Origin of the sequence: Rhizobium sp. BK456 (assembly GCF_014194045.1) — a bacterium.
Classification (GTDB): domain Bacteria; phylum Pseudomonadota; class Alphaproteobacteria; order Rhizobiales; family Rhizobiaceae; genus Rhizobium; species Rhizobium redzepovicii.
On the sequence record NZ_JACIAO010000011.1, the window covers coordinates 208,592 to 226,956 of the forward strand.

Annotated in this window: 18 protein-coding genes and 3 tRNA genes; 18 read left to right on the plus strand and 3 right to left on the minus strand. The window is 61.0% G+C overall.

Annotated features, from left to right (window positions below):
• Positions 1–71 precede the first annotated feature (71 nt).
• Positions 72–2,270, plus strand: coding sequence for an esterase-like activity of phytase family protein (locus tag FHX03_RS27235; protein WP_183856339.1), 2,199 nt, complete (start codon positions 72–74; stop codon positions 2,268–2,270).
• A gap of 258 nt (positions 2,271–2,528) precedes the next feature.
• On the opposite strand, the gene FHX03_RS27240 is transcribed toward FHX03_RS27235, so the two are convergent.
• Complete coding sequence (locus FHX03_RS27240) at positions 2,529–3,515, minus strand: aldo/keto reductase (protein WP_183856341.1); 987 nt, start codon at positions 3,513–3,515, stop codon at positions 2,529–2,531.
• A 250-nt stretch (positions 3,516–3,765) separates the two neighbouring features.
• On the opposite strand from FHX03_RS27240, the gene FHX03_RS27245 reads away from it, so the two are divergent.
• Positions 3,766–4,167: a cupin domain-containing protein gene (locus tag FHX03_RS27245; protein ID WP_097627191.1), complete on the plus strand. Its 402-nt coding sequence runs from the start codon at positions 3,766–3,768 to the stop codon at positions 4,165–4,167.
• Here the strand turns inward: FHX03_RS27245 and FHX03_RS27250 are convergent, their stop codons facing one another.
• On the minus strand, positions 4,168–4,773 hold the full coding sequence (locus FHX03_RS27250) for a class I SAM-dependent methyltransferase (protein ID WP_183856343.1): 606 nt from the start codon (positions 4,771–4,773) through the stop codon (positions 4,168–4,170). It lies immediately after the preceding gene.
• Positions 4,774–4,936: 163 nt separating this feature from the next.
• Here FHX03_RS27250 and FHX03_RS27255 point away from each other — a divergent pair, with 163 nt between their 5' ends.
• Together FHX03_RS27255 and FHX03_RS27260 are read left to right on the plus strand one after the other, a co-directional pair.
• Positions 4,937–5,296, plus strand: a complete 360-nt coding sequence (locus tag FHX03_RS27255; RefSeq protein ID WP_183856345.1) for a hypothetical protein — start codon at positions 4,937–4,939, stop codon at positions 5,294–5,296.
• A gap of 131 nt (positions 5,297–5,427) precedes the next feature.
• A complete protein-coding gene (locus tag FHX03_RS27260; RefSeq protein ID WP_183856347.1) occupies positions 5,428–5,976 on the plus strand; it encodes a glutathione peroxidase in 549 nt (182 codons plus the stop codon).
• A gap of 767 nt (positions 5,977–6,743) precedes the next feature.
• Here FHX03_RS27260 and FHX03_RS27265 read toward each other — a convergent pair.
• A tRNA-Val gene (locus FHX03_RS27265) sits at positions 6,744–6,819 on the minus strand.
• A gap of 383 nt (positions 6,820–7,202) precedes the next feature.
• Here FHX03_RS27265 and FHX03_RS27270 point away from each other — a divergent pair.
• The 14 genes from FHX03_RS27270 (at position 7,203) to nuoI (ending at position 18,256) form a co-directional block, all read left to right on the plus strand.
• A tRNA-Asp gene (locus FHX03_RS27270) sits at positions 7,203–7,279 on the plus strand.
• 82 nt (positions 7,280–7,361) lie between these two features.
• A tRNA-Asp gene (locus FHX03_RS27275) sits at positions 7,362–7,438 on the plus strand.
• Between the two features lie 247 nt (positions 7,439–7,685).
• A complete protein-coding gene (locus tag FHX03_RS27280; protein WP_007626195.1) occupies positions 7,686–8,051 on the plus strand; it encodes an NADH-quinone oxidoreductase subunit A in 366 nt (121 codons plus the stop codon).
• Entirely contained in the window at positions 8,042–8,626 is a 585-nt protein-coding gene (locus tag FHX03_RS27285) for a NuoB/complex I 20 kDa subunit family protein (RefSeq protein WP_097627196.1), read from the plus strand. Before FHX03_RS27280 ends, FHX03_RS27285 begins: the two co-directional genes overlap by 10 nt.
• An 18-nt stretch (positions 8,627–8,644) precedes the next feature.
• Positions 8,645–9,247: an NADH-quinone oxidoreductase subunit C gene (locus tag FHX03_RS27290; RefSeq protein WP_183856349.1), complete on the plus strand. Its 603-nt coding sequence runs from the start codon at positions 8,645–8,647 to the stop codon at positions 9,245–9,247.
• A gap of 40 nt (positions 9,248–9,287) precedes the next feature.
• Positions 9,288–9,671 (plus strand): four helix bundle protein, encoded by a 384-nt coding sequence (locus FHX03_RS27295; protein ID WP_183856351.1) that lies wholly within the window; start codon positions 9,288–9,290, stop codon positions 9,669–9,671.
• A gap of 63 nt (positions 9,672–9,734) precedes the next feature.
• Complete coding sequence (locus FHX03_RS27300; RefSeq protein ID WP_012557331.1) at positions 9,735–10,925, plus strand: NADH-quinone oxidoreductase subunit D; 1,191 nt, start codon at positions 9,735–9,737, stop codon at positions 10,923–10,925.
• On the plus strand, positions 10,925–11,197 hold the full coding sequence (locus FHX03_RS27305) for a hypothetical protein (RefSeq protein WP_097627202.1): 273 nt from the start codon (positions 10,925–10,927) through the stop codon (positions 11,195–11,197). The genes FHX03_RS27300 and FHX03_RS27305 overlap by 1 nt, the downstream gene beginning before the upstream one ends.
• Before the next feature lie 16 nt (positions 11,198–11,213).
• Positions 11,214–12,380 carry an NADH-quinone oxidoreductase subunit E gene (locus tag FHX03_RS27310; RefSeq protein ID WP_183856353.1) on the plus strand — a complete coding sequence of 389 codons (1,167 nt, stop codon included), beginning with the start codon at positions 11,214–11,216 and terminating at the stop codon, positions 12,378–12,380.
• Positions 12,381–12,390: 10 nt separating this feature from the next.
• A complete protein-coding gene (nuoF, locus tag FHX03_RS27315) occupies positions 12,391–13,695 on the plus strand; it encodes an NADH-quinone oxidoreductase subunit NuoF (protein ID WP_003558451.1) in 1,305 nt (434 codons plus the stop codon).
• A gap of 2 nt (positions 13,696–13,697) precedes the next feature.
• Positions 13,698–14,366, plus strand: a complete 669-nt coding sequence (locus FHX03_RS27320) for a 5' DNA nuclease (protein ID WP_097627206.1) — start codon at positions 13,698–13,700, stop codon at positions 14,364–14,366.
• Positions 14,367–14,586: 220 nt separating this feature from the next.
• Positions 14,587–16,668: an NADH-quinone oxidoreductase subunit NuoG gene (gene nuoG / locus FHX03_RS27325; protein WP_183856355.1), complete on the plus strand. Its 2,082-nt coding sequence runs from the start codon at positions 14,587–14,589 to the stop codon at positions 16,666–16,668.
• Between the two features lie 12 nt (positions 16,669–16,680).
• Complete coding sequence (nuoH, locus tag FHX03_RS27330; protein ID WP_003587271.1) at positions 16,681–17,724, plus strand: NADH-quinone oxidoreductase subunit NuoH; 1,044 nt, start codon at positions 16,681–16,683, stop codon at positions 17,722–17,724.
• A gap of 40 nt (positions 17,725–17,764) precedes the next feature.
• Positions 17,765–18,256 (plus strand): NADH-quinone oxidoreductase subunit NuoI, encoded by a 492-nt coding sequence (nuoI, locus tag FHX03_RS27335; protein WP_003587270.1) that lies wholly within the window; start codon positions 17,765–17,767, stop codon positions 18,254–18,256.
• Positions 18,257–18,365: the final 109 nt, after the last annotated feature.

Here is an 18,365-nt window from a genome sequence, read left to right on the forward strand (position 1 = left end):
CTGTCATGCCTCTGTCATGGCAGTCCCGCAGAAAACCCATGTTTCGACTATTCGACACATGGGGGATTTTCATGACCATTTCATCGCGCAAGGCAGCACTTGCTGCCGTGCTTCTCGCTTCCGTTGCCTTCCCGGCCGCCGCCGAGCCGGTTTTCAACCGCATCGCCTCCTTCCCGGTCGCCCAGAACCTGCCTGCCGACAAGGACAAGCTCTCGGCGACTTCAGCCGAAATCATCACCGCGACCGACGACGGCAACACGCTGATCTATAGCGACAGCCCGCTCGGTGCGATCGGCTTCATCGACATCACCGATGCCAAGGCCCCGAAATCAGGCGGCGCGCTGATGATGGACGGCGAGCCGACTTCGGTCACCTCGAGCGCCGGCAAGGCGCTGGTCGCCGTCAATACCTCCGAAAGCAAGGCCAAGCCCTCGGGCCGTCTGGCGATCGTCGACGTGGCGACGAAGAAGATCGAGAACACCTGCGATCTCGGCGGCCAGCCGGATTCGATCGCGCTCAACAAGGACAAGACGCTCGGCGCCATCGCGATCGAAAACGAGCGCGACGAAGAGGTCAATGACGGCAAGATCCCGCAGATGCCGGCCGGCGATCTGGTCGTCTTCCAGCTCAAGAAAGGTGCCGTCGATTGCGCCACCATCAAGCACGTGGCGCTGACCGGTCTTGCCGGCGTCGCCCCTGAGGATCCGGAGCCGGAATTCGTCGCCTTCAACGGCTTGAACGAGATCGCACTGACGCTGCAGGAAAACAATGAGATCGTCATCATCGACGCCACTACGGCTGAGGTGAAAACGCATTTCTCCGCCGGCAGCGTCGATCTTACCGGCATCGACACCAAGCGTGACGGCACTCTGAAATTCACCGGCGAATTGAAGGGCGTTCCGCGTGAGCCCGACGCCGTGAAGTGGCTGGACGACAACCGCCTCGTCATCGCCAACGAAGGCGATTACCAGGGCGGCTCGCGTGGTTTCACCATCTTCGACAAGATGGGCAAGCTTCTCTACGAATCGGGCGCATCCTTCGAACGCGCCGTCGCTCATATCGGCCACTATCCGGAAAGCCGTTCGGGATCGAAGGGCGTCGAGCCGGAAGGCCTCGAAGCCGCCAAGTTCGGCGACGACCAGTATTTCTTCCTGCTCGCCGAGCGCGCCTCGGTCGTCGGCGTCTTTAAAGATACCGGCGCCGATCCCGAGCTCGTGCAGCTGCTGCCATCGGGCATTTCGCCGGAAGGCGGGATCGCCATTCCCCAGCGCAACCTCTTCGCCACCGCCAACGAGCTCGACCTCGGCAAGGACGGCGGCACGCGCTCGCATGTGATGATCTATGAGCGTTCGGAAGGCGAGAAAGCCTATCCTCAGATCGTGTCGGCCGAAAAGGACGGCAATCCGATCGGCTTCGCAGCCCTATCGGGTCTCGCTGCCGTTCCCGGCAAGCCGGGCATGCTCTATGCCGTCAGCGACAGCGTTCTCGGCTCGCAGCCGACGATCTACACGATCGATGCCAGCAAGAAGCCGGCGGTAATCACCGATGCGCTCATCGTCAAGCGCGACGGCGCCCCGGCCCAGAAGCTCGACATCGAAGGCATCGCGGTGGCCGCCGATGGCTCATTCTGGCTCGCCTCGGAAGGCTACAGCGAGCGTCTCGTCCCACACGCCCTCTACAACGTCAACGCCAAGGGCGATATCAAGGCCGAGATCGCCCTGCCGAAGGAACTCGCCGCCAACGAAATCCGCTACGGCTTCGAAGGCGTCACCATTGTCGGCACCGGCGACGATGCCACGCTCTGGATGGCTGTCCAGCGCGAATGGGGTGACGACGAGAAGGGCTTCGTCAAGCTCGTCTCCTACAATCCGAAGAAGAAGGAATGGGGTGCCGTGCGCTATCCGCTCGACAAGACGGGCAGCGGCTGGGTCGGCCTGTCTGAAATCTCGGCGCAGGGCGACAGCGTCTACATCATCGAACGCGACAACCTCGTCGGCGACGCTGCCAAGCTGAAGAAGCTCTACAAGGTGGCGATCTCGGAGCTGAAGCCCGCCAAGCTCGGCGACGAACTGCCGGTCGTCAAGAAGACCGAAGCTCACGACTTCCTCGGCGAACTCAAGACCGCGACCAACGGCTATGTGCTCGACAAGCTCGAAGGCTTCACCTTCGACGCCTCGGGCAAACCCTACGCCGTCACCGACAATGACGGCGTCAGCGATTCTTCCGGCGAGACGCTGTTCTTCCCGGTTGAGCTGAACGCGACGAACTGAGTTGGGATAAAGAGATAAAGGAAGAGGCCGGGCGAAAGCCCGGCCTCTGTCGTTGAATCCAAGACCCCTCCGCCACAAGGGGAGGGGCTAAGATGCCGCACCGCTTTACGCAAACTCCATCGTATGAATTCGTCGAACGGTAACAGCCAGCAAGACCTCTGCTTTTGGTCGCTGCCGGACAACAGCGCCTAGTCGCTCCCCCTTATGGAGAGGGGTAGAGCGGCAGCCCACAACCCTCAAAAACAAGCAGCTCCAGCCCTACCAGCGCTGATGCACATGCGGCGCGATCAGCCGCTCGTAGAGCTCGCGTGTCGCCGCCATGACATCGGCCGAGAGCGGCGCAAGATCGGCTGCCGCCGCATTGGCTCTCGCCTGTTCGCCATTGCGGGCACCGGGGATGACGACGGTGACGGCGTCGGCCATCAGGATCCACCGAAGTGCAAAGGCGGCCATAGTGGCGCCTGTGGGCACCAGCTTGCGCACCTCCTCCACCGCCTGCAGGCCGACTTCGAAGGGCACGCCGGCAAAGGTCTCGCCGACGTCGAAGGCCTCGCCGTGACGGTTGAAATTGCGGTGGTCGTCGCTGGCAAAGTGCGTTTCCCCGGTGATCTTGCCGGAGAGCAGACCGCTGGCCAACGGCACGCGGGCGATGATCGCCACGTTCCTGCGGCGCGCCTCCTGGAAAAACAGGTGGTCGGGGCGCTGGCGGAAGATGTTGTAGATGATCTGGATGCTGACGACGCCGGGATATTCGATCGCCTTCAGCCCGTCCTCGACCTTTTCGACGCTAACGCCATAACCCCTGATCTTGCCGGCCTTCTGCAGCGCGTCGAGACCTTCGAAGACCTCCGGCTGGTAAAACACCTCGCGCGGCGGGCAGTGAAGCTGCACGAGGTCGAGGCTGTCGACGGCAAGATTCTCAAGGCTGCGGTCGATGAAGCCTTCGAGATTGGCCTTGGTATAACCTTCGGCGACATGCGGGTTGAGCCGGCGGCCCGCCTTGGTGGCGACCATCGGGCGCTTGCCGCCACGCGTCTTGAGCACGTCGGCGATGATCTTTTCCGAGCGGCCGTCGCCATATACGTCGGCTGTATCGATGAAGGTCATGCCGGCATCGAGTGCGGCATTCAGCGCCGCGCGTCCATCCGCTTCGCTGATATCGCCCCATGAGCCGCCGATCTGCCAGGCGCCGAAGCCGACATTGGTGACCGTGACGGGCATGCGGCCGAAAGCATGGTGTTTCATGAGAAATTCTCCCAATGCATGTTGCCCGGAAGTGTGCAGCGGTTCCGGGATAGCGACATGCGTAAAAACAGAGAACTAAAGCGCGTCCCATCAACCAAGTTCAATGTGACGCGCTTTAGGTGATGAAAGAGATTGGCCTATCAGCCGGGCGAGGATGCGGCAATTGTCGATCCGGCCTTGATTGGTCGCCTCGATGAAATATCGTCGGATTACAAGGCTTCAACTGCAATGGAATGGAAAAGGAAAGATGATGGAGATCAAACCCGCCGGCTCTCGCCCCTCGATGACGCCGCCGGCCGACTATTTCACCGGCGCCGTTCGCCAGGACCCGCTGATGGAGCCGCCGGCACCGGCCCGGGTGAAGGCAACCTCGGTTACTTTCGAGCCCGGCGCCCGCACCGCCTGGCACACGCATCCGCTCGGCCAGACGCTGATCGTCACTTTTGGCAAGGGCCTCGCCCAGAGCTGGGGCGGGGAAATCCGCGAGATTCGCGCCGGCGACACGGTCTGGTTTTCGCCGGGCGAGAAACATTGGCACGGCGCTGGCGAGGATACGGCGATGACGCACATCGCCATTCACGAGGCGCTGGACGGCAAGCATGTCGACTGGATGGAACAGGTCAGCGACGCGCAATATTTCGGCAAAAGCTGATCAGAGCCGTTTCAGGCAATAGGAAAAATGCGCATGTGATTCGACCGTCAGGAACTCGAATTGCCAGCCGTAATCCTTGCAGAACTTGGTGACCGCCTCGACGACGCCATAGACGATCGGCTTGACCGTGTTGCCGGTGCAGAAGTCGTGCCCGGCGATGCGCCCCGTCCGCTTCACCTTCTTTTCGCAGAGCAGCAGTTCCTGCCAGGTGAGCTCGAAGGAATGATCGGTATCGATATAGGCCCAATCGAGGAAATCGTCCTCGAATTCGGCGAGCTTTTCCAGCGATGTACCCTGCATCAGATGCAGCCGGCCGGCGTCGATCTCGGCCGCGAACTTGGTGTGGATCGTATCGAGCCCGGAGCTGTAGCGGTCCATCGACCAGGGATCGATGAGGTAGAGCTGCGCTGGGCGATTCTTTTCCAGAATCTCCGCCGTATATTCGCCGAAGGCAGCCCCGACCTCGACGCCGATGCCGCCGTTCGGGATCCGGTAGAGCAGCTCGCCGCGATCCGGCAGCAGGCGGGCATTTTCCATATGATGAGCGCTGAGCGGGGTGCGCGGCATGCTCGCCCGGAGTGCCTGCCTGTCTTCACGTGTCTTCATCTCTGATCTCGGGATTGCGGGCGTCTGACGGCCCTGATGCGGTCTGCGGCGAACGTAGGAGCAGCCGACCTCGATGACAACCACATGACGGGAATTTGCTTCTTTCGAACAAATCGCTAAGTTTCACCTGTGGACTGACGAGAGCCCCGGGAGGAGCGATTTCATGAGACGCATATGGCCTGAAGAGTTCAACGCCATCATCAACGGAGCCGAGGAGGTGATGTTGGAAGCACCCGCAGAGGCCGGCGAAGCACCGCTGAATCGCAAGGCGCTGAAGGCGCGCATCAGCATGGCGGATTACGAGCGGATCTGGCCGCTGGCCGAGATGCGCTTCCGGCTTGGCGAGGAAGCCCTGGAAGGCAAGGCCATCACACTGATCACCACCAACCCCCATTACCACTCCTGGCACCCGAAGGACGGCGGCAGCGTCGAATCCGTGTCCGACAGCGGTCGCCATTACAAGACGGATTATATCGTTGTGCACTTCCTGCTCGACGACGTGAAGGAAACATCCCCCGCCTGATGTGCTGACCGCCGGTGCAGGCCGTAGCCCGCACCGGCGTCCTGCTAACGCCGAGTTGATTCCGACGTTGATGACAACGGCGGCGATATCGCTAAGTTGGCGAGACATATCTTATCAATTTGGAGGTTCCCATGGCGGGCAATGTGCTGGATATCCCTGTCAAATCAGTGGATGGTCGTGAAACCACACTCAGCGAATACAAGGGCCGCGTGCTCCTGGTCGTCAACGTCGCCTCCAAATGCGGGCTGACCGTTCAATATGAGGGTCTCGAAAAGCTCTACGGCGAAAAGCGCGAGCGCGGCTTCGTCATCGCCGCTTTCCCCGCCAACGACTTCAAGGGTCAGGAGCCCGGCACCGACGCCGAGATCCTCGACTTCTGCACCAGCACCTACGATGTCACTTTCCCGATTTTCTCGAAGATTTCGGTCAAGGGCGAGACCCAGCACCCGCTCTACCGGCAACTGACCAGGTCCGGTGTGAAGACCACAGGTGACGGCCCGATGCGCGAACGCCTGAAATCCCACGGCATATCGGGCGGCGACGAGGACGACATTCTCTGGAACTTCGAAAAATTCCTGATCGGCCGCGACGGTAAAGTTGCCGCCCGATTCGCGCCTGACGTGACGGCCGATGATTCGCGGCTGGTCTCGGCGGTGGATAAAGAACTGGCGAAGGGGTGAATGGTCGGCGATGAGCCCGGCTGTCACGATTCCAGAACGCCACTTCGGAATCCCGAAATTCCCCGCTTCGGGATTCCGAAATCCGCAGCGTTTCGCACGGTGTCGACAGAAAAAATCATGCAATGATTTCAATCCCGCAACCAATTTCGGGATTCCGAAGGGCTATATAGAGTCTGGTAGGAAGTCTGAGCCAAGGCATTTCGCCACGATCAGAAACACTGTCGCACCGAGCCATGAATGCCCTTCGGCTGCAAAACGCGCCAGGACTGCGATGATTCGTAAAGAGGCTGAGCTTCAGATCCCAAGCACGGTCACAAGCGGGGGCGTAAAGTCCTTGAAGCCCACCCTCGGCCAGTCGCACCTTCTGTCAAACCGCGTCTTTGGTTCGTGGCGCTGGCATTGCGGATTCGTTTTGAAGGCGTAACCGGGCAGGCTGACATATCTGGCGCTTGGCGCATAAAGAGCGACCGCGATGCACAGCGTCAGTGCGGAGCAGAGAGTCCTCATGGAACACCTCCAGGTGTAGCAAGCGCGGAGATTTTCCGGGCGGTGAATTCTCACACTTTTGCCCGCGCCCATCCATTCGCCCAATAGGAGGTGGCGCCGCGCCCGGAGTAGTCCGTTCTGGTGGAGTGCTGATTTCAGACGCCGCGCCGCATCGCGACCTGCCGGACGCGCCAATGGATCCAATTGGAATTCCAAATACATCACGACGCAGCTGAGGCATCCCACTGCGAAAGCTGCGATTTGGCACGTAAGGGAGAAAATGGTGGGCGATGAGAGACTCGAACTCCCGACATCCTCGGTGTAAACGAGGCGCTCTACCAACTGAGCTAATCGCCCATCGCTGACGAAGCCGGATCGGCCTGCCGCGTTGGTGGCCGTGATCTATGCGGATCGCGGCAAAACCGCAAGAGTGTTTGTGAAGATTTTTTGATTTTTTTGGTGGCGGTCCCGCTCCTTGTGATGGCGATCGGGCGTCACCGGGCTGTGGATAAAGGGGAGGGGGCCTGTCGACGTCGACTGCGCTGCCGGCTTCGATCGGGCGTCAGTGTCGTAGTGGGTAGGGGAATTGCCGGCCTTGCCGAAACAATTCAAACGACTGTCATGGTTTTGTCTCCAAACCTGCTTGACACTAAAAGACGAACCCCGTAGTTAGCCGCTCATCGAAACGGGCAGCCGTTTTGGTGAGGGTGCGAAGGCATCCGGACTGCTTGAAATGAATTGCGGGTGTAGCTCAGTTGGTTAGAGTGCCGGCCTGTCACGCCGGAGGTCGCGGGTTCGAGCCCCGTCACTCGCGCCATTTCAAGTCTTGTAGAACGCAAATGTGATTTGTCGTTTGTCCGGTTTCTTCATCCCAGCGGCCGCAAAAGGCCGATCAATGCGCGGGTGTAGCTCAGTCGGTTAGAGTGCCGGCCTGTCACGCCGGAGGTCGCGGGTTCGAGCCCCGTCACTCGCGCCATTCTCTTTCGAAAGCCATGCAGTTTCCAGGGGTCAGGCATGCAGCTTGAATCGGTTTGTGTGGATTTGTCGCGACATCGTTGCATCTGCTTGATAATGTCCGCGCGCGGCGCGTCGAATTGCCTCTGTAAATCTCTTGCGCCGGGGCGTCGGCTGCGCTAACCACGGCTTGTTGCAACGCACGTTCGCTTGCCGGGCATTTGCCCAAATGCGCCGCCTGGCGCCTCCGGCAAGCAGGGATGAACATGATGACTGAACTGCTCAGTTCCTATATTCCGATCGCTATCTTCATCGCTATCGCTCTCGTTATCGGCCTGGCGCTGCTCATTGCGCCGTTCGCCGTCGCTTTCAAAGCGCCCGATTCGGAAAAGCTCTCGGCTTACGAATGCGGCTTCAACGCGTTCGACGACGCCCGCATGAAGTTCGACATCCGCTTCTACCTCGTGTCGATCCTCTTCATCATCTTCGACCTCGAAGTCGCCTTCCTCTTCCCCTGGGCCGTTTCCTTCGGCGCCATCGGCTGGTTCGGCTTCTGGTCCATGATGGTCTTCCTCTTCGTGCTGACCATCGGCTTTATCTATGAATGGAAAAAGGGAGCCCTGGAATGGGAGTGACCCCTGTGAGCAATCAGCCGCTCGTCGCCCAGCAGCCGAAGGGGATCATCGATCCCGCCACAGGCAAGCCGATCGGCAGCAACGACGCATTTTTCGGCGAGATCAACAATGAGCTTGCCGACAAGGGTTTCCTCGTCACCTCGACCGACGAGCTGATCAACTGGGCCCGTACCGGCTCGCTAATGTGGATGACCTTCGGTCTGGCCTGCTGCGCCGTCGAAATGATGCAGCTGTCGATGCCGCGTTACGACGTCGAGCGCTTCGGTTTTGCGCCGCGCGCTTCGCCGCGCCAGTCCGACGTCATGATTGTCGCCGGCACGCTGACCAACAAGATGGCGCCCGCTCTGCGCAAGGTCTACGACCAGATGCCCGAGCCGCGCTACGTCATCTCGATGGGCTCCTGCGCCAATGGCGGCGGCTATTATCACTATTCCTATTCGGTGGTGCGCGGCTGCGATCGCATCGTGCCGATCGATATCTATGTGCCGGGCTGTCCCCCCACGGCAGAGGCGCTGCTCTACGGCGTGCTTCTGCTGCAGAAGAAGATCCGGCGCACCGGCACGATCGAACGCTAAGGGTTAAGGACAAGGCATATGAGTGAAGCCCTGACTGAGCTTGCGTCCTACCTTGGCGAAGCGCGCGGCAATCTGATCGCCGCATCGCAGATGAAGTATGGCGAGCTGACGCTGACGACGACGGGTGAAAACCTGATCGCGCTTCTGACCTTCCTGCGCGACGACGCCAAGTGCGGTTTCGTCAACCTGATCGATATTTGCGGCGTCGACTGGCCGCAGCGCGAGCTGCGTTTCGACGTCGTCTATCACCTGCTGTCGCCGAAGCAGAATCTGCGCATCCGCGTCAAGGTCGCAACCGACGAGGATACGCCGGTTCCGTCGGCCTGCGCCGTCCATCCCGGCGCCGACTGGTTCGAGCGCGAAACCTGGGACATGTACGGCGTGCTCTTCACCGGCCATCCGGACCTGCGCCGCATCCTGACCGACTACGGCTTCGAAGGCCATCCGCTGCGCAAGGACTTCCCGACGACCGGTTTCGTCGAGGTCCGCTACGACGACGCCGCCAAACGCGTTGTCTACGAGCCGGTCGAGTTGAAGCAGGAATTCCGCAACTTCGACTTCATGTCGCCTTGGGAGGGGACGGAGTATGTGTTGCCGGGGGATGAGAAGGCGAAGCAGTGAGTAGTGATTAGTTGGTAGTGAATAGTGGGCAGATATTTGGGTGACGAACGGGAAAATAAGTTCCTACCGTGATTTGAAAGTCTGGCAATTTGCTATCGAGCTGTCTGTCGTTTGTTATGAGGTGACGAGAACCTTCCCGCGCGAAGAGATCTATGGAATGACCAGCCAGATTAGACGATCTTCCGTTTCCGTGGCCGCGAACATCGCGGAGGGATACGGAAGAGAAAATCGAGGTTCGTTTGCCCAATTTCTCAAGATCGCACAGGGCTCGTTGAAAGAGTTGGAGACGCATTTGATCATCGCCGGAAGAATTGGCGTTCTTCAAGCCTCGGCCTTGGACGAATTGCTCGACCAATGCGACGAAATTGGAAAGATGCTGGGATCGCTTATCCGAAGCGTTCAGCACAGGAAAGCTGACGAATAGCGAGAGTGATGAAAACTAATCACTGCTCACTATTCACTACTCACTCTAAGCGAGTTAATCGCCATGACCGAACATAACGTCCGCAACTTCAACATCAATTTCGGACCGCAGCATCCGGCGGCGCATGGCGTTCTTCGTCTTGTCCTGGAGCTTGACGGCGAAATTGTGGAGCGGGTTGATCCGCATATCGGCCTGTTGCATCGCGGCACCGAGAAGCTGATCGAAACCAAGACCTATCTTCAGGCCGTGCCCTATTTCGATCGTCTCGACTACGTCGCGCCGATGAACCAGGAGCATGCCTATGCGCTGGCGGTGGAAAAGCTGCTCGGCATCGAGATCCCGATTCGCGGCCAGTTGATCCGCGTTCTCTATTCGGAAATCGGCCGCATCCTCTCGCATCTTTTGAACGTCACGACGCAGGCTATGGACGTCGGCGCGCTGACGCCGCCGCTCTGGGGCTTCGAAGAGCGTGAAAAGCTGATGGTGTTTTATGAGCGCGCCAGCGGCTCGCGCATGCACGCCGCTTATGTCCGACCGGGCGGCGTCCATCAGGATCTGCCGGAACAGCTCGTCCAGGATATCGGCGACTGGTGCGATCCCTTCCTGAAGGCGCTCGACGATATCGACAATCTGTTGACCGGCAACCGCATCTTCAAACAGCGCAACGTCGATATCGGCGTCGTCTCGCTGGAGGATTGCTGGGCTTGGGGCTTCTCCGGCGTCATGGTGCGCGGGTCGGGCGCTGCCTGGGATCTGCGTCGCTCGCAGCCTTACGAATGTTATTCCGATCTTGAATTCGACATTCCGATCGGCAAGAACGGCGACAATTACGACCGCTACCTGATCCGCATGATCGAGATGCGCCAATCGGTCCGCATCATGAAGCAATGCGTCAACCGTCTGCTGTCGGATGCCAAAACCGGTCCCTTCTCGTCGATCGACGGCAAGGTCGTGCCGCCGAAGCGCGGTGAGATGAAGCGCTCGATGGAAGCGCTGATCCACCACTTCAAGCTCTATACCGAAGGCTACCACGTGCCGGCCGGCGAAGTTTACGCCGCGGTCGAAGCGCCGAAGGGCGAGTTCGGGGTCTATCTTGTCTCCGACGGCTCCAACAAGCCCTATCGTTGCAAGATCCGTGCGCCCGGTTATGCGCATCTGCAGGCGATGGATTTCATGTGCCGCGGCCACCAGCTTGCCGACGTCGCAGCCGTGCTCGGCTCGCTCGACATTGTCTTCGGCGAGGTGGACCGCTGATGCAACGTCTGCCGCTTGCTGTCGTACTTCTTCTTGCGGCATCCGGGGTTTCGGCCCAGGAGACCGATACGCTCGGCACGCCGCTGGGCCGTAAGGAAGTGACGCCGCCGGCGGCGCAAACGTCCATGGGCGATCTTTTGTCCAAGGGCTATCAGATCAAGGCTGCCATTCCGAATGGCAGCAAATTCGTAGTGTTTATGCAGAAAGACCAGTCGGCCTATGCCTGCGAAATGCAGTCTTTGACCGCTTCGCGGTGTGGAACCCTAAACTGACAAGGCGTGAGGAAGAATGTCCGTTCGTCGATTAGCCGAAGATCAATTTCAGCCTGCCGCATTCGCTTTCAGCGATGAAAATGCGGTCTGGGCGGACAAGACGATCCAGAAATACCCCGCCGGCCGCCAGCAGTCGGCGGTCATCCCGCTGTTGATGCGGGCGCAGGAGCAGGACGGCTGGGTCACGCGCGCGGCGATCGAAAAGATCGCCGACATGCTCGATATGGCCTATATCCGGGTGCTCGAGGTCGCGACCTTCTATACGCAGTTCCAACTGCATCCTGTCGGCACCCGCGCCCATGTCCAGGTCTGCGGTACGACGCCCTGCATGCTGCGCGGCTCGGAAGCGCTGATGTCGGTCTGCAAGAGCAAGATCCACGCCCACGCCTTCGAGCGCAATGCCGAGGGCACGCTGTCCTGGGAAGAGGTCGAATGTCTTGGCGCCTGCGTCAACGCCCCGATGGTGATGATCGGCAAGGACACCTATGAAGACCTGACGCCGGCGCGTCTCGAAGAAATCATCGATACCTTTGCCGCCGGCAATGGCGCGAGCATCAGGCCCGGCACCCAGATCGACCGGATTTTCTCGGCACCCGAAGGCGGCCCAACCTCGCTGACGACGGAAGAGCCGAAGACAAGGACGCGCGCCAAGAAGGCCGATGCCGAAAGCATTTCGGCTCCGGTCGACGCCGCTCCGGTTCCGCCCTCCGAGGCTGCCCGCCCGAAGAGCACCGATGCCGAAACCAACGCCGCCCTAAAGACGCCGGCAACGGCGCCGAAGGCGGCTGCCAGGAATGCCAAGGCTGCCGAGCAGCAGCCGGTTTCCGGCACTGCGCCCGCCGAACCGGCACCGGTGGCTGCCGCCAAGGCCGAAGCCGCCCCGGCGGCAAGGCTTGCGCTCACCGACAAGAACCGTCCGGCCGGCATCGAAAAACCCGCCGCGCCGGATGACTTGAAGATGATCTCCGGCGTCGGCCCGAAGATCGAGGCGACGCTGAACGAAATCGGCATCTTCACCTTCTCGCAGGTCGCGGGCTGGAAGAAGGCCGAACGCGAATGGGTCGACGGCTACCTGAACTTCCGCGGCCGCATCGAGCGCGACGACTGGGTCAAGCAGGCCAAGGCGCTCGCCAAGGGCGGCGAAGCGGAATATATCAAGGTCTTCGGCAAGAAGCCGCGGTAAGAGGTGAAGCATGTTACAAGATAAAGACCGCATCTTTACCAACATCTACGGCCTCAAGGACAAGTCCCTGAAGGGCGCAATGAGCCGCGGCCACTGGGACGGCACCAAGCAGATCCTCGAAAAGGGCCGCGACTGGATCATCAACGAGATGAAGGCCTCGGGCCTTCGCGGCCGCGGCGGCGCCGGCTTTCCCACCGGCCTGAAATGGTCCTTCATGCCGAAGGAAAGCGACGGCCGCCCGCATTACCTCGTCGTCAATGCCGACGAATCGGAGCCCGGCACCTGCAAGGACCGTGATATCATGCGCCACGATCCGCATACGCTGATCGAAGGCTGCGTCGTCGCCAGCTTCGCCATGGGCGCCAATGCCGCCTACATCTATGTGCGCGGCGAATATATCCGCGAGCGCGAAGCGCTGCAGGCGGCGATCGACGAATGTTATGATTACGGCCTGCTCGGCAAGAACAACAAGCTCGGCTGGGACATGGACATCTTCGTCCATCACGGCGCCGGCGCCTATATCTGCGGCGAGGAAACCGCGCTGCTCGAAAGCCTCGAGGGCAAGAAGGGCCAGCCGCGCCTGAAGCCGCCTTTCCCGGCCAATATGGGCCTCTACGGCTGCCCGACGACGGTCAACAACGTCGAATCGATCGCCGTTGCCCCGACGATCCTGCGCCGCGGCGCCGGCTGGTTCTCGGCCATCGGCCGCCCAAACAATGTCGGCACCAAGCTGTTCATGCTCTCCGGTCACGTCAACAAGCCGTGCACGGTCGAAGAGGAAATGGGCATCACCTTCCGCGAACTGGTCGACCGCCATGCCGGCGGCATCCGCGGCGGCTGGGACAATCTGCTCGCCGTCATTCCGGGCGGCGCATCCTGCCCGATCGTGCCGGCCAAGGACATCATCGACTGCCCGATGGATTTCGACGGCCTGCGTGGCGTCGGCTCCTCTTTCGGCACGGCGGCCGCGATCGTCATGGACAAGTCCACCGACGTCATCAAGGCTATCGCCCGCATCTCCGCCTTCTTCAAGCATGAGAGCTGCGGCCAGTGCACGCCCTGCCGCGAAGGCACGGGCTGGATGTGGCGCGTGATGGAGCGCATGGCCAAGGGCAATGCCCAGAAGCGCGAAATCGACATGCTGTTCCAGGTGACCAAGCAGATCGAAGGCCACACCATCTGCGCGCTCGGCGATGCCGCCGCATGGCCGGTGCAGGGTTTGATCCGTAACTTCCGTCCCGAGATCGAAAAGCGCATCGACCAGTATACGGCAAGCGCTCTCGATCATGGCGCGGTTCTGGAGGCGGCTGAATAATCATGGCGGACAACGCATCGAAGAGTGGAAAGAAGGAAGACGCCGCCGATTTCGCGGCCGGCTTCGGCCGTCTCGCCGCCGAGATGCTGGAAAATGCACGGGCAATGCCCGTGCATCCGCTGATGGCGCATCCGGCCGCCGCCTTTGCCGCTGCAACGGCGATCGGCTTCGGCCTCTCGACGCAGATGGCGGGCGCCTTCTTCGGCGCCTTCCAGAGCGCGCTGGAAACGACCGGCAAGGTCGCTGCCGCCCTCGATGATACGCCGCCGGACGAACTCACGCCCGACGTCGAGATCCGTCCGGAGAATATTCGCCCTGCCGTGAAGGTTGTCGTCAAGCCGGCGGCCGCGAAGAGGGCAGGGCCGAAATTGACGGTTGTCAGGCCGGTCAGCGAACCGGTACCGGCAAGCCAGCCGAAGCCGGCTGAGAAGGCAAAACCGGTCGCGCGAGCGAAAAAGGCCGATGATCTGAAGCTGATCGCCGGCATCGGCCCGAAGCTGGAGCAGGTGCTGAACGCCAGGGGCATTCGCAGCTTCGCCGAAATTGCCGGCTGGAACGATGAGGACATCGCCCGTCTCGACGCCGAGCTTGGCTTCAACGGCCGCATCGGCCGCGACGATTGGAGCGGCCAGGCGAAAGTTCTGGCCGGGCGGGCGCGCCGCAAGAAATGAACTGTCCGGCCGTGCAATCGGCCGGAAAAATGGGCAGATCGGCGGACGGGCGGGGGCACGCTGCAGAAGCCGATGCGGGTTCCGGACCTGGAACACGCGACAGAGAATTTGGGCGGCATCAGATGTCGGCAGGACGAAAGATCCGGCTTGGCAATGAGACTGTTGCAAAAATAGGTTTGTTTGCCGTCATCAGGCAAACGGGAAACAGGACTGAGCGACGATGGCAAAACTGAAGATTGACGGCAACGAGATCGAAGTTCCGGATCATTTCACGCTGTTGCAGGCGTGTGAGGATGCCGGTGCCGAGGTTCCGCGCTTCTGCTTCCATGAGCGCCTGTCGGTTGCCGGCAATTGCCGCATGTGCCTTGTCGAGGTGAAGGGCGGCCCGCCGAAGCCGCAGGCTTCCTGCGCCATGAGCGTACGCGACATCCGCGGCGGCCCGAACGGCGAACTTCCCGAGGTCTTCACCAACACGCCGATGGTCAAGAAGGCCCGCGAAGGCGTGATGGAATTCCTGCTGATCAACCATCCGCTCGATTGCCCGATCTGCGACCAGGGCGGCGAATGTGACCTGCAGGACCAGGCGATGGCCTTCGGCATCGACACCTCGCGTTACCAGGAAGACAAGCGCGCCGTCGAAGACAAGTATATCGGCCCGTTGGTCAAGACGGTGATGAACCGCTGCATCCACTGCACGCGTTGCGTCCGCTTCACCACCGAGGTCGCCGGGATTTCCGAGCTTGGCCTGATCGGCCGCGGCGAAGATGCCGAGATCACCACCTATCTCGAACAGGCAATGACCTCCGAACTGCAGGGCAATGTCGTCGACCTCTGCCCGGTGGGCGCGCTGACTTCCAAGCCCTTCGCCTTCACCGCGCGTCCCTGGGAATTGAACAAGACCGAATCGATCGACGTCATGGATGCCGTCGGTTCGGCGATCCGCGTCGACACCCGCGGCCGCGAAGTCATGCGTGTCCTGCCGCGCGTCAACGAGGCGATCAACGAAGAGTGGATCTCCGACAAGAGCCGCTTCATCTGGGACGGCCTGAAGACCCAGCGCCTCGACCGACCCTATGTCCGCCGCGACGGCCGCCTGCAGCCCGCCACCTGGGCTGAAGCCTTCGGCGCCATCAAGGCCGCCGTCGGCGCCACATCGGGCGACAAGATCGGCGCGATCGCGGGCGACCTTGCCTCGGTCGAGGAAATGTATGCGCTTTCCGAACTGGTGAAATCGCTCGGATCCGCCAATCTCGACTGTCGTCAGGATGGGGCGGCACTCGATCCGTCGCTCGGCCGTGCAAGCTACCTCTTCAACCCGACCATTTCCGGCATCGACCAGGCCGACGCGCTGCTGATCATCGGCGCCAATCCGCGTTTCGAGGCAGCCATCCTCAACGCCCGTATCCGCAAGCGCTGGCGCCGCGGCAAGTTCCCGATCGGCGTCATCGGCGAGCCGGGCGAACTGCGCTATAGCTATGACTATCTAGGCGGCGGTCCGGACACGCTGAAGGATCTGGTTGACGGCGGCCACGCCTTCGCCGAGGTGCTGAAGAACGCGGCCAAGCCGATGATCATCATCGGCCAGGGCGCGCTGTCGCGCACCGACGGCGCCGGTGTTCTCGCCAGTGCCGCCAAGCTTGCCGGTTCGGTCGGCGCAGTCGTCGAAGGCTGGAACGGCTTTGCCGTCCTCCACACCGCCGCCTCGCGCGTCGGCGGCCTCGACCTCGGCTTCGTGCCGGGTGCCAAGGGCGTCAATGCCGCCGAAATGCTGACGGCGATGGATGTGCTCTTCCTGCTCGGCGCCGACGAACTCGATTTCACCGCCAAGAAGGCCAAGCTCACCGTCTATATCGGTTCGCATGGTGATAACGGCGCCCATCATGCCGACGTCATCCTGCCGGCCGCAGCCTATACTGAAAAGTCCGGCACCTGGGTCAACACCGAAGGCCGCGTCCAGATGGGCAACCGCGCAGGCTTTGCGCCAGGCGACGCCCGCGAGGACTGGGCCATCATCCGCGCCCTTTCCGACGTGCTCGGCAAGAAGCTTCCCTTCGATTCGCTGAGCGAATTGCGCGTCCGGCTCTATGCCGCTTTCCCGCATTTCGCCGCCATCGACGAGATCGCCGAAACCGATAGCGCCCAAATTGCCGCAGTTGCGAAAAAAGCCGGCAAGATGAACAAGTCAGGGTTTGCGTCGCCGGTGAAAGACTTCTATTTGACGAACCCGATAGCGCGGGCCTCGGCAGTGATGGCGGAGTGCTCGGCATTGGCCCGCAACAACTTCAAAGTCGCGGCAGAGTAAGGGCAGGGGACTATGGATTCTTTCTTTTCGACCTATGTCTTGCCGGCGATCATCATGATCGGTCAGTCGCTGCTGCTTCTGGTCTGCCTGCTCGTCTTCATCGCCTATGTTCTGCTCGCCGACCGCAAGATCTGGGCGGCCGTGCAGCTGCGCCGCGGCCCGAACGTCGTCGGCCCCTTCGGCCTTTTCCAGTCTTTCGCCGACCTTCTGAAATTCGTCTTCAAGGAGCCGATCATTCCGGCCGGCGCCAACAAGGCGGTGTTCCTGCTTGCCCCGCTGGTGACGGTGCTTCTGGCACTGTCCACTTGGGCGGTGGTGCCGCTTGCCGACGGCTGGGTGATTGCCAATATCAATGTCGGCATCCTCTACATCTTCGCGATTTCCTCGCTCGAGGTCTACGGCATCATCATGGGCGGCTGGGCTTCGAACTCGAAGTATCCGTTCCTCGGCGCGCTGCGTTCGGCCGCACAGATGGTGTCCTATGAAGTCTCGATCGGCTTCGTCATCGTCACCGTGCTTCTCTGCGTCGGTTCGCTGAACCTGACCGATATCGTCAATGCGCAGCATACCGGCCTCGGCACCATGCTCGGCCTGCCGGCGTCGTTCCTCGACTGGCACTGGCTGTCCCTCTTCCCGATGTTCATCATCTTCTTCATTTCGGCGCTCGCCGAAACGAACCGTCCGCCCTTCGACCTTCCGGAAGCCGAATCGGAACTCGTTGCCGGCTTCATGGTCGAATACGGCTCCTCGCCATACATGATGTTCATGCTCGGCGAATATGCGGCCGTCTGCCTGATGTGCTCGCTGACGACGATCCTCTTCCTCGGCGGCTGGCTGCCTCCGGTCGACATCTGGATCCTCAACTGGGTCCCGGGCATCATCTGGTTCATGCTGAAGGCCTGCTTCGTGTTCTTCATGTTCGCGATGGTCAAGGCTTTCGTCCCGCGCTATCGCTACGACCAGCTCATGCGCCTCGGCTGGAAGGTTTTCCTGCCGCTGTCGCTCGCCATGGTCATCATCGTTGCATTCGTGCTGAAGCTGATGGGATGGGCATGATGACGCCCTCTCTCGTTTCCGGCAAAATTGGAGGTTGAAGATGGGAAGCTTGTCCAGCTCCATCAGCTCGCTGTTCCTCAAGGAATTCTTCGGCGCGTTCTTTCTGTCGATGCGCTATTTCTTCCGCCAGAAGGCGACGATCAACTATCCCTTCGAAAAGGGACCGGTTTCCCCGCGTTTCCGTGGTGAGCATGCGCTGCGCCGCTATCCGAACGGCGAGGAACGCTGCATCGCCTGCAAACTTTGCGAGGCGATCTGTCCTGCCCAGGCCATCACCATCGAGGCCGGTCCGCGCCGCAACGACGGCACCCGCCGCACGGTGCGCTACGACATCGACATGGTGAAGTGCATCTATTGCGGCTTCTGCCAGGAAGCCTGCCCCGTCGATGCGATCGTCGAAGGGCCGAATTTCGAATTTGCGACGGAAACCCGCGAAGAGCTCTATTTCGACAAGGCGCGCCTTCTCGACAACGGAGACCGTTGGGAGCGCGAAATCGCCCGCAATATCGCGATCGACTCGCCGTACCGCTGATCGAGTTTTGAAATGCCGCAAGGGAGCTTTGCTGCTCCGGTCGCGGTCAATATGCACAGGAGCTTTGCCGGTCAGCCGCGCAAACTCTATCGGGCAGAAAAACTCCCGG

Excerpts from the sequence above, each read along its gene's own strand:
- FHX03_RS27240 (WP_183856341.1), bottom strand. The coding sequence starts at position 3,515 with ATGAAACACCATGCTTTCGGCCGCATGCCCGTCACGGTCACCAATGTC.
- FHX03_RS27320 (WP_097627206.1), top strand. The coding sequence starts at position 13,698 with ATGGCGGACAACGCATCGAAGAGTGGAAAGAAGGAAGACGCCGCCGAT.
- FHX03_RS27260 (WP_183856347.1), top strand. The coding sequence starts at position 5,428 with ATGGCGGGCAATGTGCTGGATATCCCTGTCAAATCAGTGGATGGTCGT.
- FHX03_RS27245 (WP_097627191.1), top strand. The coding sequence starts at position 3,766 with ATGGAGATCAAACCCGCCGGCTCTCGCCCCTCGATGACGCCGCCGGCC.
- FHX03_RS27250 (WP_183856343.1), bottom strand. The coding sequence starts at position 4,773 with ATGAAGACACGTGAAGACAGGCAGGCACTCCGGGCGAGCATGCCGCGC.
- FHX03_RS27305 (WP_097627202.1), top strand. The coding sequence starts at position 10,925 with ATGCAACGTCTGCCGCTTGCTGTCGTACTTCTTCTTGCGGCATCCGGG.
- nuoF (WP_003558451.1), top strand. The coding sequence starts at position 12,391 with ATGTTACAAGATAAAGACCGCATCTTTACCAACATCTACGGCCTCAAG.
- FHX03_RS27235 (WP_183856339.1), top strand. The coding sequence starts at position 72 with ATGACCATTTCATCGCGCAAGGCAGCACTTGCTGCCGTGCTTCTCGCT.
- nuoH (WP_003587271.1), top strand. The coding sequence starts at position 16,681 with ATGGATTCTTTCTTTTCGACCTATGTCTTGCCGGCGATCATCATGATC.
- FHX03_RS27310 (WP_183856353.1), top strand. The coding sequence starts at position 11,214 with ATGTCCGTTCGTCGATTAGCCGAAGATCAATTTCAGCCTGCCGCATTC.
- FHX03_RS27280 (WP_007626195.1), top strand. The coding sequence starts at position 7,686 with ATGACTGAACTGCTCAGTTCCTATATTCCGATCGCTATCTTCATCGCT.
- nuoI (WP_003587270.1), top strand. The coding sequence starts at position 17,765 with ATGGGAAGCTTGTCCAGCTCCATCAGCTCGCTGTTCCTCAAGGAATTC.
- nuoG (WP_183856355.1), top strand. The coding sequence starts at position 14,587 with ATGGCAAAACTGAAGATTGACGGCAACGAGATCGAAGTTCCGGATCAT.
- FHX03_RS27285 (WP_097627196.1), top strand. The coding sequence starts at position 8,042 with ATGGGAGTGACCCCTGTGAGCAATCAGCCGCTCGTCGCCCAGCAGCCG.
- FHX03_RS27255 (WP_183856345.1), top strand. The coding sequence starts at position 4,937 with ATGAGACGCATATGGCCTGAAGAGTTCAACGCCATCATCAACGGAGCC.
- FHX03_RS27290 (WP_183856349.1), top strand. The coding sequence starts at position 8,645 with ATGAGTGAAGCCCTGACTGAGCTTGCGTCCTACCTTGGCGAAGCGCGC.
- FHX03_RS27300 (WP_012557331.1), top strand. The coding sequence starts at position 9,735 with ATGACCGAACATAACGTCCGCAACTTCAACATCAATTTCGGACCGCAG.